This window comes from Chryseobacterium flavum (assembly GCF_003385595.1).
Taxonomy (GTDB): domain Bacteria; phylum Bacteroidota; class Bacteroidia; order Flavobacteriales; family Weeksellaceae; genus Chryseobacterium; species Chryseobacterium flavum.
Window position 1 is genome coordinate 1 of record NZ_QNUE01000023.1, and the last position, 17,114, is coordinate 17,114.

General features: G+C 37.8%; 13 protein-coding genes. All 13 read right to left on the bottom strand.

What is annotated here, in order from left to right:
* Positions 1-140: 140 nt before the first annotated feature.
* Positions 141-1,610, bottom strand: a complete 1,470-nt coding sequence (gene dacB, locus DRF59_RS18755; RefSeq protein ID WP_115963803.1) for a D-alanyl-D-alanine carboxypeptidase/D-alanyl-D-alanine endopeptidase — start codon at positions 1,608-1,610, stop codon at positions 141-143.
* A 160-nt stretch (positions 1,611-1,770) separates the two neighbouring features.
* Positions 1,771-4,218 carry a replication restart helicase PriA gene (gene priA, locus DRF59_RS18760; protein WP_115963805.1) on the bottom strand — a complete coding sequence of 816 codons (2,448 nt, stop codon included), beginning with the start codon at positions 4,216-4,218 and terminating at the stop codon, positions 1,771-1,773.
* A 241-nt stretch (positions 4,219-4,459) separates the two neighbouring features.
* Positions 4,460-5,368: an AEC family transporter gene (locus tag DRF59_RS18765; protein ID WP_115963807.1), complete on the bottom strand. Its 909-nt coding sequence runs from the start codon at positions 5,366-5,368 to the stop codon at positions 4,460-4,462.
* 239 nt (positions 5,369-5,607) lie between these two features.
* Entirely contained in the window at positions 5,608-8,076 is a 2,469-nt protein-coding gene (locus tag DRF59_RS18770) for a beta-mannosidase (RefSeq protein WP_115963809.1), read from the bottom strand.
* Between the two features lie 119 nt (positions 8,077-8,195).
* Positions 8,196-8,858 (bottom strand): copper homeostasis protein CutC, encoded by a 663-nt coding sequence (locus DRF59_RS18775; RefSeq protein ID WP_115963811.1) that lies wholly within the window; start codon positions 8,856-8,858, stop codon positions 8,196-8,198.
* Positions 8,859-8,874: 16 nt separating this feature from the next.
* On the bottom strand, positions 8,875-9,435 hold the full coding sequence (locus DRF59_RS18780) for a hypothetical protein (protein WP_115963813.1): 561 nt from the start codon (positions 9,433-9,435) through the stop codon (positions 8,875-8,877).
* A 65-nt stretch (positions 9,436-9,500) separates the two neighbouring features.
* Complete coding sequence (locus DRF59_RS18785) at positions 9,501-10,493, bottom strand: isoaspartyl peptidase/L-asparaginase family protein (RefSeq protein WP_115963815.1); 993 nt, start codon at positions 10,491-10,493, stop codon at positions 9,501-9,503.
* Positions 10,494-10,603: 110 nt separating this feature from the next.
* Complete coding sequence (locus DRF59_RS18790; RefSeq protein WP_115963817.1) at positions 10,604-11,092, bottom strand: DUF6691 family protein; 489 nt, start codon at positions 11,090-11,092, stop codon at positions 10,604-10,606.
* A gap of 26 nt (positions 11,093-11,118) precedes the next feature.
* Positions 11,119-11,682, bottom strand: a complete 564-nt coding sequence (locus tag DRF59_RS18795) for a YeeE/YedE family protein (protein ID WP_115963819.1) — start codon at positions 11,680-11,682, stop codon at positions 11,119-11,121.
* 10 nt (positions 11,683-11,692) lie between these two features.
* The gene (locus DRF59_RS18800; protein WP_115963821.1) at positions 11,693-13,114 is read right to left on the bottom strand and encodes an MBL fold metallo-hydrolase; all 1,422 of its coding nucleotides are present in this window, start codon (positions 13,112-13,114) and stop codon (positions 11,693-11,695) included.
* 84 nt (positions 13,115-13,198) lie between these two features.
* Positions 13,199-13,981, bottom strand: a complete 783-nt coding sequence (locus DRF59_RS18805; RefSeq protein ID WP_115963823.1) for a sulfite exporter TauE/SafE family protein — start codon at positions 13,979-13,981, stop codon at positions 13,199-13,201.
* A 141-nt stretch (positions 13,982-14,122) separates the two neighbouring features.
* Positions 14,123-14,761: a Crp/Fnr family transcriptional regulator gene (locus tag DRF59_RS18810; RefSeq protein WP_115963825.1), complete on the bottom strand. Its 639-nt coding sequence runs from the start codon at positions 14,759-14,761 to the stop codon at positions 14,123-14,125.
* 9 nt (positions 14,762-14,770) lie between these two features.
* Positions 14,771-16,972 (bottom strand): glycoside hydrolase family 20 protein, encoded by a 2,202-nt coding sequence (locus DRF59_RS18815; RefSeq protein WP_317126579.1) that lies wholly within the window; start codon positions 16,970-16,972, stop codon positions 14,771-14,773.
* Positions 16,973-17,114: the final 142 nt, after the last annotated feature.

Genomic DNA, 17,114 nt, shown 5'->3' on the forward strand with positions numbered 1-17,114 from the left:
CAAATGCATAACCAGTCACAAATTAAAATGAAAACCTATAAAAACAAAAACCAAAGTAATAGTAAAATTACTCTGGTTTAATTATTTATTTTTGTACTTAAATCTGTATCAGATTTTCAGGACTAGTCAAATAATCTTTTTTAAAGGTCTAATGCCGGTTCCAGAATCTTTTCCATTCTTTTCTTTACCATATCCACTGAACCTGCATAATTATTTACCATTAGGGAGAATACCAGGGTTTTTCCTGAATGAGTTTTCAGATATCCTGCCAGAGTCTTTACTTTATTTAAAGTTCCTGTTTTAGCAAAAACCTGTCCGTTTCCTTCTCCCAGGAACATTCTTTTCAAAGTTCCTGATTGTCCTCCTACCGGCAGAGAAGTCAGATAAGATTTATAATATTTTTCATCCATCAGTGACGTTAAAAACTTCACCTGAGAAATAGGGGTTACATTATTACTTCTTGATAATCCGCTCCCGTCCATATAGTTCAGACCTTCCATATCAAATCCGGTTTCTCTCAAATGACCTGTTACTACCATTCTTCCCGATTCAGAAGTCTGATCACCCATTTTCTGGAACCCTACTGTCCTCAGCAGAGCTTCTGCCAATGAATTATCACTATGTTGGTTTGTATAGTAAACAATATCACTTAAAGTTGGAGATTTATAAGCTGAAATCATCTTTCTGGTTTCCGGTGCTGAATCCGTCATTTTCGGAGTTACTTTTCCGCTCACAGGAATTCCGCTTTTTACCAGGGTTGTTCTGAAAGAATTTGCCAGATAAGCAGGGGCATCAGGAAGTTTTGTTGTCAGAGTTCCGTCTCCGTCGTATTTTTCAGCATATACCATTTGATTGGCATAAGGAGAAACGTAGAAAAATTTCTTCTCGGGAGAGAAGTTTGCTTTTTTTACGATCAGCTTTTCATTGGCGGGGTTAATTCCGCGGGTGGTACCTACCGGTAAATAATAATTGTTGTTTTCTAGCCATACAACATTTTCCGGAAGCGTTGAAATATTGCCTTTGAAAAGCGCTGTCTGAATAATAATATCACCATTTACCTTTCGGATTCCTTCCCTGGAAAGACCACCTACGAAGTCTGAAATAATATCCCTGTAAGACCAGGCTCCTGCCTTGTTGGTTCCTAAAGAGGGATCACCACTTCCAATGATGTAAAGGTTTCCGTTTAACACCCCGTTTTCATCCACAGTTCCCGAGTATTCCAGCTGGGTCATCCACCGATAATTCTCACCCAGCAGGTTTAAAGCTGTTTCTGTAGTTAACAGCTTTGTAGTGGAAGCCGGAACTAACGGAGTACTCTCATTATACGAAGAAATCACCTTCTTCGTTTTAGGATCATACACTACGAACCCCCAATTTGCATTTTTAAGCACGGGATCCGCCATCATTGTGTTTACATTAATGTCTACTAATTCTTTTGCTGACAAAACAGTCTTTTCCACCACCGAACTAACGGGAGAAGGCAGGTTTAAACTATTTTTCTGATTGTCGTAATTTTGAGAATAAAGGACAGTAGAAACGGTAGATTGAGCCAGGAAAAAACCAGAAGCCAATACCGCTGCGCTTGAAATATATTTTCTGAAATTTACCATCTATCTTCTTTTTGTTCTGTAGTTTGACCTTTAAAAAAATGACAGGTTAAATCATCTTATTCAAAACTCAAACACTTTATCAACGTCCAAAAGTAGAAATTATTGTCATACAACGGCTCACAGCTCCATTATAAAAGAGTGTAAATTTTGTTAAAAATTGTTAAAAATCAACAAAAACATCTTTTTTAATACTTTGATACGCAGTAATTTCATCAAATTCTTTCAAACTTATCAAAACAAGATTTTTGAACTTTTCGTAGTTTTTCCCCCGAGGTAACTTCAGTAAAATCTGGAACTGGTATAAGTTATTTAATCTTGCGATCTGAGCTCTTTCCGGCCCCAGAATACAATCTTCCGGAAGATACTTCCTTAAAATGGAGCCTAAAAACTGAGAGGCACGGTCTGCTTTATCTTCCCGCCTGTGTTTCAACTCGATCATGATTAGCTTGGTAAAAGGCGGATAATGAAATTTTTGCCGTTCCGTAAGAATATACTTATAGATTTTTGCAGGATTATTCATCTTGATCAGCTGAAATACGGAATGCTCCGGATTATAGGTCTGAATGAAAACTTTCCCTTTTCCGGAAACCCGTCCTGCCCTACCCGAAACCTGCGTGATCAGCTGATAAGCTCTTTCTTCCGCCCTGAAATCCTGAACATATAGAAGCGCATCAGCTTTTGGAATGGCAACAAGTTCAATATGGTCAAAATCAAGCCCTTTCGAGATCATCTGGGTTCCCACCACGATATCGGTTTCTCCATCCTCAATTTTCTCATACAGCTTTTCATATGCAAATTTCTTACGCATCGAATCCACATCCATCCGATCCACTTCATTTTCAGGGAATAATTTGGAAACTTCTTCATGAATCTGCTCCACTCCCACGCCTCTCTCATTCAGTTTTTCAGAATGACACTTCGGACATGTTTTCGGTTTTGATGCTCTCTGCCCACAGTAATGGCATTTCATCTCATTAGCTGCTTTATGATACGTCATTACCACATCACAATTCGAACAATAATTAACATAACCACAGCTTTCACATTCCACCACATTTGCGTAACCGCGACGGTTATGCAGCACAATAGCCTGTTTTTTTTCATCAAGGGTTTTCCTGATCTCATCAATCAGCCTTAAAGAAAAATTACCTGAAACTTTTTTAGATTCCTGAGCTTCTTTAAAATTAATCAGCTCATATTCCGGCAGATTTACATTCCCAAATCTCTCATCCAGAAAAACGTATTTCATTTTATCTTTTCTGGCGCTGTAATAGCTTTCAACGGAAGGGGTGGCAGAACCCAGGATAACTCCCGCCTGATAAAGCCTGCCCAAAACCAATGATGCATCTTTAGCATTAAAATAAGGAGATACTTCCCTTGGCCTGTAAGCAGAATCATGTTCTTCATCTACAACAATAAGACCCAGATTCTGATAAGGCAAAAACAATGCATTACGGGTTCCGATCAGAATACGGATGTCATTTTGCTTAATTCTTCTCCACACTTCTACCCTTTCAAAATCAGTAAGTTTCTGATGGTAAAAACCTAATTGTCTTCCATATTTTTTTTCTAACCGCTGAGTAATCTGTTTGGTAAGGGAAATCTCAGGAAGCAAAAACAGTACATTCTTTCCTTCCTTTACACATTCTTCAATCTTCTCCAGGTAAATATGGGTTTTCCCTGATGAAGTAACACCATGAAGCAAAACATTTTTTCTTTCTTCAAAAGCTTCATCTATTTCAGATTTTGCCGCTTTTTGCTGAACAGAAAGTTCTTCAAGCTCTTCTATTTCCCCTTCATAACTTTCGATCCTGTCCTTCTGCATATAATATTCTTCAACAAGGCTTTTATCAGACAAGGCTTTTAAGTGGGAACTTCCGAAATAACCATCTTCAAATAAATCAGATTTTTTAATATGCAGATCCGGATTTTCTGTCTGTTTTTCCAAAATAAAGAGAAACAGTTCTTTTTGTTTCGGAGCTTTATTCAGTTTTAAAAGAATCTCTGTGAGGTTCTGATTATTCAGTACCTCTTGTTGTATACGCACATATGCAACTTCCTTAGCCTTATATTTTTCAGCGATTTTCTCATCAATTTCTATATACTGTAAATCAATAAGTGAATTAATCGTTCTGATGATATCTTTTTTAGGAATAAATGCTTCAATATCGGTCAGGTTAATAAGCTGCCTTACTTCCAATGCCTGAATAAGGTACATTTCATTAACATCCAGATTTTCAAAATTAACTACTGCCCCTGGTTTTAACTTCAGATAGGTTTCACTTTCAAGCTTTAAGGAAGAAGGAAAAGCAAATCTGTAAATTTCACCCAGACTACACAGATAATACTCTGAAAGCCAGGTCCAGAAACGGATCTGTTCTTCAGGAAGTATAGGCTTCTCATCCAGAATATTGATCACTTCTTTTGCAACAAAATTTTCAGGTGCAATATCATGAAGTTCAAAAACAATTCCCGTATAAATCTTCTTTCCGCCAAAAGGAACAAGAACACGCATTCCTAACCGGATTTCAGACATCAGTTCTTCCGGAACCTTATAGGTAAAGGATCCTTTTAAATTCAACGGTAAAACAATTTGAGCGTATTGCAAGGGAATTATTTAAAGTGTAAAATTAGATTTTTCTTTAGAAAACTGCAACTTTGTGAAGATTCTTTTGTTCTGCTCAAAACATCAGTTAAACTTCCCGGACAAACCACAAAAGTCTAATTATTTTAGATAATAAGCTTCATATGAAAAAGTACAAATAAGTTTAAATCTGAAAATTTTCATTTTAAATCTAAGTAAATGTATATGATCAGAATTTTAATCTTTAACTTTTGCGACTCTACAATTAAAAAAGAAGTTCCGTAATCTGATACCAGAATGCAGAGGTAAAAAATCCTACAATAATACTGACTCCGATGATCAGGTTTGTAAGCTTGGTATTCAGCCTGAATTGCTCTGCAATAATGCTTGACGTAACAAGTGTAGGCATAGCTGCTTCAAATACTGTAATTTTTGCTATATTCCCCTTTATTCCTAATAATAAAGCCATTCCTAGAACAATTGCCGGTGCCAGAATAAGCTTATAAAGCATAGACATGGACATCTGTGGGATCAGTTTTTTCCAGCCGTTAAATTTCAACTGCAATCCTACTGAAAACAAGGCTAGTGGGCTTACCGTTGCTGCCAGTTTATCGAAAAACGGCTCTGCAAAAGTAAAATCAATAAACTGCGACAAAACCAGGGCAGAAATACAGCCTATTAATGGAGGAAATGTGATTAATCTTTTTAAAATAAACTGAGCACTTACCTTTCCGGATTTACTTCCTCCCTTTACTGCAGCAATAATTCCCAGTGTAGAAAGGGCAAAGAACATAGTCTGGTCACAGATAATCGCGATACTCAGAAGGCCTTCCCCATAAAAAGCACTGATCAATGGAAATCCTATAAAGGAAGTATTGCTATAACCACTTGCCAGTTCCAAAGTACTTCTGGAGCGCCTTGAATACCCTCTGCTTCTGCTGTAAAACATCATAAAGAAAAAGCAAAATACAGCAATTAAAAATGTGGCTGCTATCGGAAACAGCATCTCTGTTGTCCATTTTACTTTAGGCAGATATTTAAATGAAACTGCCGGAAGAGCAAGATAAAGAATCCAGGTATTGATACCCTTGTGGGCATCTGGGTGGATAGATTTTGTTGCTTTGAATATCATTCCTGCAATAATGCACACTGCAATCAGAACAAAATTTACCATAACTGTAATTAAATATATGGCAAATTTACGGTTGATTTTTGAGTTGGAAAGGTAAATTTTATATTTTTTTTGTAGAATTTCTAATAAAAACTAATATTGAGAATAACACTTTTTATTCTTCATCTTTAAACTTATTAAACCTTTCATTATCTCCAGAAACCCTATAAACCATGTCAAGTTTTTGACCCTTGACATGGTTTATAATTTTAGCTCCTTAAAAAATATTTTCAAGATATATTTTAATCTTTCATCACATTCCACAGACTCATCACCTCAACATTTTCTAAAGGCTTCGAAATAACAATTCTTTTTGAAGCTCCGGGAAGCAAGTCAAAGAAATTATCACTAAAGTGAGTATCTCCCATCAAATAAATATCTTTTGCCAGGATATCTGTCGATATTTCAATTTCTGTGGCTGATATTCTTTTGATTCTTATTTCAGGTTTTGAAAGTTTTATATCCTTAGGTTTGTTAAAGAAAAACAGCTTTTCAAATGTTACATCTTTTTCAGAGCTGATCTTTAAAACAGCTTTGGATAGGTCAAACCGGGCTAATTCTGTTTTACTGATGCTCCGGATTTTCTTGCTGAAATCAGCATTGAGAAGATCTGACTGCTCAGCTTTCCAAAGTATTTTTCCCGTGAAATCTATCAATTCAAATTTTGTTTCAGATTTTAATTCATTGGTTAAATCACTTACCAGATAAACATCATAGTTTTTATCATTCTCCAAGACTGATACCAGTACCGGCTCAAAACTCCTTTTTGCCTGATAATGGAAGGCTTTCCAGTTGCCAAGATAATCAATGGAAGACCATGAAACTACAGGCCAGCAATCATTGAGCTGCCAATATAAGGTTCCCATATTATAAGGCTTTGCCCGGCGGTGAGCTTCAATGGCAATCTGCATTCCTCTCGCCTGGAGCAATTGTGACATATAATTATACTGTACAAAATCTGCAGGAATTCTATAATCACGCTTTAAATATTCATTAATGATATCCCAGCCACGTGCATGTTTTTCATGAACTTTAATGACCGGATTCTGAAGGGTTAAATCCGGAGTTCCGGAAAACATTGATTTTGTGGTTTCAAGAGTTGGCATCCCCTGGAAACCATATTCAGACATAAAACGGCCTACTTTTTCATTATAAATCTCAAATGGCTGCTCCCCCCACCAAACTCCCCAATAGTGGGAATCACCTTCTGTAAGACTTTCTTTATGCCCCCAGCCAATGGACGGTGAACTTGGCCAGTAGATATTTTTATCTGGGGTAAGGTTTTCTTTTAATGCATCCGGAATTACATCATGAAACAATTTTTTATAGTCTTTCCAAACCTGCAACGAGTCATTTTCTGAGTATTTGAACTGTTTCTGATATCCCCAGTTGACAATGGCTTCATCTATTTCATTATTCCCACACCACAATGCTATTGACGGATGGTTCTGAAGTCTGTTAACCTGATCCCTTACTTCTTCTTTTACATTGTTCAAAAATGTCTCATCTGCCGGGTAAAAACTTCCTGCAAACATAAAATCCTGCCAGACTAAAATGCCGTTTTCATCACATGCTTTATAAAATTCATCATCCTCATAAATTCCTCCTCCCCAGATACGGATCATGTTCATATTGGCTTCCCGGGAATCTTTGATCAGTTTATGGTATTTTTCTTTGGTAATTCTTGGAGAAAAACTGTCTGCCGGAATCCAGTTGGTTCCTTTGATATACAAAGGCCTGCCATTCACTTTAAAATAAAACGATTTTCCTTTTTCATCTTTCTCCTGAATAAGTTCAACCGTCCTTAAGCCAATTTTTGCTGTTTCTTCAGAAATAAGCTTTGAATCTTTCTGTAATGCTATTTTCAGAGTATATAAATGAGGATCTCCCCATCCATTTGGCTGCCAGAGTTTCGGATTCCTGATATTGAAAGGAATATTGACCTGGTTTTGTCCTCTTTTTAAATGAACAGCTTCAGTTTTCCCATTAGCACTGATTGCATATTCTCCTTCTTTGTCTGCAAAAATTGAAGCATGAATATATAAATCAGCCTTCTTATCGGATATATTTCTCTGCTCTACCTTTATATTTTCAATTTTAGCTGTATTCCAAAATATCAGTTTCACCTCTTTCCAGATCCCGGCAGTGACCAGTCTTGGCCCCCAGTCCCATCCAAATTGATACTGAGCCTTCCGGACAAAGCTTCGTGGAGATTCCGGCACCGTGAACGGAACTTTTTTTGCCAGCTCTTTCCCGGTATTAACGGCAGATTTAAATTTTATCTGTACTGTGTTTTTACCGGCTTTAAGATATTGCTTTACCTGAAACGGCCATTTTCTGAACATGTTATCTGTTTTGCCCAGAAGCTGACCATTAAGATAGATCTCTGAAAAGGTATCCAGCCCGTTAAATATCAACTCGGCATTTTGGAATTCAATTTCCTTTGATGAAACAGTAAAACTCATCTGATAATCCCAGTCTGTATTTTCTACCCACTGTACCTTTTTTTCATTTTCATCCCTGAACGGGTCCGGAATAACTTTATTATTCATCAGATCCAGATGAACCGTTCCCGGTATTTTCGCAGGAAACCAGGTCTTATCTTCTGAGTTTCTAAACTGCCACTTCTCTGAAGATAAATCTCTCTCTGAAGATTGTGCAAAAATCATATTCTGAATGAAAAGGAAAGCAAAAAAAATGGTTTTATTCATTAATAAGTTTGTTTTGTATCGTTACCATGCCAGTGATTTGTCATTCCGGGGGACGAAGGAATCTCTACTATAAAATTTATTCCGCTGCACTTGGAATGACAAACTGAGTGCATATCATACTACTTACTCTTAAGGGCAACTACCTCATCTGGATTCGCAAACGCTCCTCCATCAGTAATCGCAGAAGAATGGAAGTAACCAGCTTGGGTTACCGATCTTATCTCTTCAATGTTAGATGAGCGGAGCCCCCCTCCTACAAGTATTTCTATTCTTCCACCGGAAAGTTCGACCAACTTTTTCAGATTTTCTTTTCCTTCAGATACATTGGGTTTCTGACCGGAAGTCAGAATTGTTCTGAAGCCGCAGTCAATTACTTTTTCCAAAGATTCTTCCAACCCTCTGGCCCTGTCAAAAGCACGGTGAAAGGTACAGAAAAGTGGTGATGCCAGTTCTACCAGAGCCTTATTTTGTTCTACATTTACCTCATCATTCTCGTCCAGGATTCCAAAAACAAAGCCATCAACGTTCAAAGATTTTAAACGGATCAAATCCTCTTTCATTTGTTCAAATTCTGTCTCCGAATAGGTAAAATCTCCACCTCTGGGGCGGATCATTACAAAAAGCGGAATGTTTATTTTTTCTCTGAGCTGACGGGTAACTTCAAAACCCGGAGTAGTGCCCCCTTCACTTAACCCATCACATAATTCTATTCTGTCTGCTCCGTTTTCAAATGCAATTATTGCTGATTCCGGATTAAAACAAGCTATTTCTATTTTTGACATTTTTATATTTGTATACTTAATTAAATACAGGTACTTCCTGTTGCACATCAGCAATAAGGAAGGAACCATTATCTTTGATTACATTGACTTTGATTGGATATTCAGCTTTGAGCTTTTTATCAGAAAGGATTACATCAAATAAAAAGTCATTCTCACCTGCTGTAAGTACCTTACAACTTGAAACCTTGATTTCATCCCAGTCCTGGCCACTTATCAGAAATCCTACCCCAATTCCTGCTTTCTGAACATCAAATTTCTTTCTCCATTTCTCCTGAAATTCTTTTTCCGTAAGGCTTCCATCTACTTCCATATCTACGTTCATAGCATCGCTCTTATAATCAAAATAGTCTTTTGTTGTTATCTTCTCCATGCTCTTTTCTGCACTTCCCAGATCTGTTTTAAAATAATCTTCAATGCTTTTTTCAAGCCATTTTTTCGCATTTTCCACTTCATCAGATTCGTTATTTAAAACTATTTTCTCTTTAATCTGTTGTGGTTCCGCAATATTTTTCACCTCCTTCTTTTCTTCCCTGCATGCGATAATCAGAAATAAGGAAACGATAATCGTTCTTTTCATATCTTGCTTGATCTGGATTTTTTGGCTAAAGCCGTTTTATTAAGTTTCAATTTGTGTATTACAATTTATTTTAAAGCAAATTCAGGTTTTTCCAACCGGTTTCCTTTCTGGTCGTAAACGGCAAAATTAAATCCGTCCTGAATACAGTATGAACCATACTCCCCGTTCTTATTCAGTGCAATAAAACCAACCTGAACGTCTTTCAGATTTTTATTTCTTCTCTGGTTAATTTTAACAATTCTTTCCACCGCTTCCCTGCAGGCCTCCTGTGGAGATCTTCCCTGTCTCATCAGTTCTACAACCAGATGAGTTCCTACTGTTCTTATCACTTCCTCTCCATGGCCTGTTGCCGTAGCTGCTCCTACTTCATTATCTACAAACAAACCGGCACCGATAATGGGTGAATCTCCTACCCTTCCGTGCATTTTGAATGCCATTCCGCTGGTAGTACATGCACCTGAAAGATTTCCCTGAGCATCCAGGGCGATCATTCCTATAGTATCATGATTCTCAATATTAGCGACAGGTTTATACTGACTGGTTTTCAGCCATTCCTTCCATTCTTTTTCGGACTCCGGGGTAAGAAGATTTTCTTTTTTAAAACCTTGGGTGAGGGCAAACTGAAATGCTCCGTCTCCCACCAACATCACATGAGGCGTTTTTTCCATAACGGCCCTGGCCACAGAAATAGGATTTTTTATATTCTCCAGACATGCTACTGAGCCGATATTATAATTTTCATCCATGATACAGGCATCCAGGGTAACCCTGCCATCCCTGTCCGGACGTCCTCCATATCCTACACTTCTCTCTTTAGGATCCAGCTCTACCAGCCGGACTCCTTTTTCAACGGCATCTAATGCTTTTCCGCCCTTCCCCAGGACGGTCCATGCTTCCTCATTTGCTTTTAATCCAAAGTTCCACGTAGAAAGTACGATTGGTTTATTTATTGATTTATTACTTTCGGTTACTTCCTTAGCCATTAAATCTAAGGGACTTACGGCAAGCGCCAGAGAAGCGGCGGCTGTTTTTTTTATAAAATTTCGTCTGCTTTGCATACCAGGTGTATTAGGCTTACAAATTAACAAATTTTGGACTGTTAGAAAAAGAAAAAAGACTACAGATCATTTTCTGCAGTCTTTTTATTATTTTTTCAAGACTCCTTATATCAATGAGGCAGTCTATCCCTGAAATATCCGTATACCCATGTTCCGGCAATAGCACTTATAAGCGTAACGGAAACTGCCAAAGCACCTGTTCCGATCTGTGCAAATAAAGGTCCCGGACACGCTCCGGTGATAGCCCAGCCAAAGCCAAATATCAATCCCCCGTAAATCTGGCCCTTATTGAATTTTTTAGGGGTTAATGTAATGGGCTCACCATAGATGGTTTTGATGTTAAACTTTTTGATAAGCCATACTGAGATTACTCCTACCAATACAGCACTTCCAATGATTCCATACATATGAAAAGACTGTAAACGGAACATTTCCTGTATTCTGAACCAACTAATCACTTCTGCTTTTACAAAAATAATTCCGAAAATAATTCCTGCCACAAGGTACTTCAGATTGTAATACCATGGATGAGTAAGAGTACTTTCATTTACACATACAGTATCCTGATGACGTATATCCTTCTCTTTTTCTTTTATCATTATTTCAAATTCTCTTTAAATTATACTTACAGGGAAAGGATCACAGGCAAAATAAGGTTAGCCATTAAAAATCCTCCGATCATAAAACAGACTGTCGCCACCAAAGAAGGCCACTGTAAGTTTGAAAGCCCCATAATAGCATGTCCGCTGGTACAGCCTCCTGCGTATCTTGTTCCGAAACCTACTAAAAACCCACCAGCAACCATTATAATAAAACCCCTCCAGGTCAATAAACTTTCAAAATTCATAAGTTGTACAGGAACCAGATTGCTGTAATCTGTAATTCCGTAGCCTGCCAATTCTGTTTTCAGATCAGGGTTCACTGTTATTTCATTAGGATTCACCAAAAAATGGGCTGCAATCATTCCTCCGAAGAAAATTCCTGATACAAAAAATAAATTCCAGGCTTCTTTTTTCCAGTCATATCTGAAAAATTTAACATTGGCAGGCAGACAGGCAGCACAAATATGTCTTAACGAAGAACTTATTCCAAAGGATTTATTCCCCAAAATCAGTAAAGCAGGGACAGTAAGTCCAATTAGCGGCCCGGCAATATACCACGGCCACGGTTCTTTTATCATTTCCAACATTTATTCTTTTTTAATCTAATTTATTTAAAATTTTAGTCTGGCAAACAAAGTCACTTTTAGGAACATCTGTTACTGCAATAGCTTTAAAACCTCCTTCAACTTCTGTAAAGTTTCTGTATCCTCTTGCCTGCAGAATACTCGCAGCCATTGTACTTCTGTAACCGCTTCCACAATGCATGTAGAAATGTTCTGCCGGCTCTATCTCATGAATCCACTCATTGATATATGCCAGAGGTTTGCTGTAAGCTTCATGAATATGTTCTGCATTGTATTCACTTTCTCTTCTTATATCGATGATCTTTGCTTCTTTCCCTTTTATTTCGGTTTCAAACTGCTCAGCAGAAATACGGTTTACAACGTCTGCTTCTCTTCCACTCTTTTGCCATGCCTCAAAGCCTCCTTCCAAAAATCCTAAAATATTGTCGAATCCTACTCTGCTCAAACGGGTTACCGCCTCTTCTTCAGAACCTTTTTCAGTTACCAACAGAATAGGCTGGTTTACATCAGCAATTAAAGCTCCTACCCATGGGGCAAAGTCACCATCCAATCCTATATTAATGGACTGTGGGATAAAACCTCTGGCAAAATCACGGTTGGTTCTTACATCTAAAATCAAAGCTCCTGAAGCTTCAGCAATTTCCTCAAACTGATCAGAATCTAATGCATTTAATCCTTGTGAAAGAACTTTATCGAAACTGCTGTATCCCTTTTTGTTCATCATGACATTCATTCCGAAATATGCAGGTGGTGGCAAAAGCCCGTCTGTTACTTCTTTAATAAAGCTCTCCCGGTCTTTTTGATTTAGAGCATAATTGGTTCTTTTTTGATTCCCCAATGTATCTACTGTTTCTTTCTGCATGTTTTTACCACAAGCAGAACCTGCTCCATGAGCCGGATAGACAGTAATCTCATCATGCAAAGGTAAAATTTTATTGTAAAGACTATCATATAAAAGCCCGGCCAGCTCTTCCTTGGTCATATTTGCTCCTTTCTGTGCCAGATCCGGACGCCCTACATCTCCAAGGAATAAAGTATCACCACTGAAAAGAACTTTTTCAACGCCATTTTCATCAATCAGCAGATAGCATGAACTTTCAAGGGTATGCCCCGGTGTGTGAAGAACCTTAATCTTGATGTTTCCAATATCAAATATCTGTTCATCCTCTGCAATGACAGCCTCAAATTCAGGATTAGCTGTTGGCCCATATACAATCGGAGCTCCTGTTTTATGGCTTAAATCAAGATGCCCACTGACGAAATCTGCGTGAAAATGAGTTTCAAAGATATACTTCAGTTGTACTCCATCTTCTTTCAATCTGTTAATATAAGGTTGGATTTCCCTTAAAGGATCAATAATGGCGGCTTCTCCGGCTGAGGTAATATAGTAAGCCCCCTGTGCGAGGCATCCCGTATAAATCTGTTCTATTTTCATTGTATTTATTTTTTGATTTTGTTATCTGATACAAATTTCCTTCTTTCTTTTTGCTTCTACAGCTACTTTTGTTACATAAGAGTATTAAAGAAAAATTTCTTTGGTAATAATATAAATACCCATCACGAGAATAAACCATCCAAATGCAGGCTTCAGCTTTTTGCCATCGATTTTCTTTGATAATTGAGAACCTATTATTATTCCTGCTACGGCAATGACTGTAATAGAAATCAATAGTTTCCAATCTATTTCCATATGATTCAGAGAAGAAAAGAATCCTATCAAAGAATTCAGGGAGATAATAACCAGGGAAGTTCCTATTGCAATTTTCATAGGAATTTTTAGCAGATTTACCAATGCAGGAATGATCATAAAGCCTCCCCCCGCTCCTACCAATCCAGTTAAAATACCGACTATTGAACCCTGTCCTGCTGCCAGCAAAGCATTATTCCTATCTGTTTCATGATCTGAAGTATTTTTTCTTATCATTTTATAAGAAGCCAGAATCATTAACACTGCAAAAATCAGCAGTAAAAAAACATTTCTGGTAATGGTAAAGTGCTGTATCCGGAGTACTTCTTCAGGAAGTAATGGAAGCAAGTATATTCTGGTCAGAAAAATAGAAATGACTGAAGGTACTCCGAATACCAATGCCATCTTAAAATTGACCAATCTTTTTTTGAAATACGACACCGACCCTACCAGACTGCTTATCCCTACTACAAAAAGTGAATATTCCGTTGCCTGAAAGGCATCGATACCGAAGAGATAAACCAGTACGGGAACAGTGAGAATACTTCCTCCACCTCCTATTAAGCCAAGAGAAACCCCTATTAAAACGGCTGCTGCGTATCCTATAATTTCCATTTCGCTATTCAAATAATTCTGATGCAAAACTGGGAAAACGGGAGGAGAGCTACAGTTACTTTTGTTACATAAGGAAGGAATTTAATACAAGTAAACCTTAATATATTCACAACAGCTCCAAAGAAATTATAAAATGAGCCGTTATGAATTGAGGGGTTTCAGAAGAGTGATTTTGTTTCTGCCTAATTTGAGCTTTCCGTCATCTTCCAGTTGCTTGAGAAGTCTGGATACCACTACTCTTGCAGTCCCGAGCTCATTTGCCAGCTGCTCATGAGTGGTATTTATTGTATCTGACTGGATGAGCTCTGATTTTTTCTTCAAAAGGTTCAATAGCCTTTCATCTACTTTTTTGAAAGCAATGGCATTGATAATGTCCAGCAGTTCTTCAAATCTCTTGTGATATAGTCTGAAGATATAATCCAGCCATTCCGGATGTTCTTTGATGAATAAAGACACCTTATCTACAGGCAGAAAAAGGATTTCAGCATCTTCTTCAATTTCAGCTTTTACGATACTTTTTTCATTATGCATTCCGCCCAGAAAAGACATGATGCAGCTTTCTCCTGCTTTGATATAGTACAGCAAAATTTCACGTCCGTCTTCTTCAGTTCTGATAACTTTCAGCATTCCCTTCATTACAATAGGAATTGAGCGGATGGAAGCATTTTCATCTAAAATAATATCTCCTTCATGATAATTCTTCGTTGTACCATACTGATACAGCTTTTCTACCAGATCCGGAGATGAAAATTCGGAAGAAAGTACGGTCTCGTTCTGCATTTTTTTATTCTAATTTACGCCAATTTCATCAACAAATAACCATGCTTTCGAATCTGCGCCGGGATTTCCAGCCGGAATAATACCTGCATTTTCAATATTTACTTTAAGATATCTGGCATTCTGTGTTCCTACATTTACTTTGATCTTTCCTTTGGCATTCTGAATTTCTCCCGTCCCGATTTCTTTGATCAATTTAAAATTTCTGTTGTCATCAGAAACAAAAATTTTTGCAGATTTCGCAAGGTGGATCCAGCTTCCTTTATTCTCCAAAGTATTAAAATATACTTCGGTAAAAGCAGTTTTCTGTCCGAAGTCTATTGTTACCGCCACATCTTTCCCCTGAAATCCCAGCCATGTTTTTCCTAACTGGCGTGCATTTCCAATAATCCCATCAACCAGTGTAAAGGCTCCTCCAAAAGAGTAATTTTCGTTGGGCTGCTGCTCAAGAGTAATTTTTTTCCCGGTCGTTTTTGAAACGGTAAACTGCTGAGAAGAAACAGCACTTTTCAACTGACCGCCTTCAAAATAAGCAGACTTAATTGTTAAAGAAGCAGGAACAGAAACAGGACGCTCATAAGCAGCAGAATTTATTGTCGGAACAGTTCCGTCCAGTGTATATCTTATTCCGTTTGAATTTTGTGAAGTTGATAACTCATAAGCAATTCCGGAATCGGCAGGTACTACTTTCCCTACAATGTTATAAATGCTTCTGGCGTAGTTTACTTTCATCTGATCCAGGATTTTAAATTGGTTGATCACCCTTCCTTCAAATTCTTTATAATTTTCAGGGTCAGATGTTCCCCATCCTACTTCTGAAAGCGCCATCAATCTTGGAAAAATCATATACTGAACATGGCTGAAGTCCAGGATATACTCGGTCCAGAGATTGGCCTGAACCCCCAGAATATATTTTGCCTGTTCAGCATTCAGCTCAGCAGGAACCGGATTATAAGAATATACCTTTTCTAATGGTGTAAACCCTCCAAAAGCATTAGGCTCGGATTGCGGATCTCCTTGATAATGATCAAAATAGCAGTATGCTCCAGGTGTCATTACCGCAACATGTTTTGATTTTGCAGCCTCAATTCCTCCGTTCACTCCTGTCCAGCTCATTACAGCAGCATTTGGAGCTAAACCGCCTTCCAGGATCTCATCCCAGCCGATAATCTTGCGGCCTTTGCTGTTCACATATTTTTCAATTCTCCGGATAAAATAGCTCTGAAGGCCATGTTCATCCTTTAAATTATTTTTTCTGATCAGTTCCTGGCAATGTGTACATTCTTTCCATCTTGTTTTCGGGCATTCATCACCGCCAATATGGATGTATTGGGAAGGAAATAACTGAATCACCTCATCCAGTACATTTTCAAGGAACGTAAAGGTTTCATCCTTAGGACAGAAAACATCATCAAAAACACCCCATTTGGTAGCCACTTCAAAAGGACCGCTTGTACAGGCTAATTCCGGATAGGCGGACAGGGCAGCCAGAGCATGTCCCGGCATTTCTATTTCCGGCACCACTGTTATATGTCTGTCCCGGGCATATTTAACCACATCTTTTATCTGCTCCTGAGTATAAAAATAAGGCCCGTAAGGTTTTCCGTCAAATGTGTTATCCACATAGGCTCCAATCATTGATTCCTTACGTTTTGATCCTATTTGGGTTAGTTTCGGATATTTTTTTATTTCAATTCTCCAGCCCTGATCATCAGTCAGATGCCAGTGAAAGGTATTCAGTTTGTACATCGCCAGATAATCGATATACTGCTTTACTTCATCTACTGTGAAAAAATGGCGGCAGACATCCAGATGCATCCCGCGCCATGCAAACCTTGGCTGGTCTTCAATTTTCATTGCAGGAATTTTCTTGACAGTTTTATATTCTTCAAACAATTGAATCAAAGTCTGAAGTGCCAGAAAACGGCCCTGTTCTGTGTAAGACTGAATAACAATACGTTTTGGTGAAATTTCAATAGCATATTTTTCTTTTTTTTGCTCTTCGCTTAGAGGCTGGGCGGATGGCGGAAATAATGCATTTACCAAATGGATCTCCTCATTTTTACCATAGGCCAATGTAAAAAACTTTCCAAAATATTTTTTGAAATATTCTCTCTCCTTTTTAGAAAGTTTTTCGTCTAATATAAAGTTTCCAGGAATTATAAATTCGCCTTTAGAAAATTCTATTTTTTGAGGATAAGGAATTAAGTTCAATTTATTTTGAGCAAAAATTACAGTTGAAATTAGCATGAATAATGCAAAAAAAGTCCGGATCATTGGATATGGTTAAGATTGTAGCTAAGATAATTATTTTCTAAAAACTAGCAGCTCATTTCATCAATTAATCCATAAATAA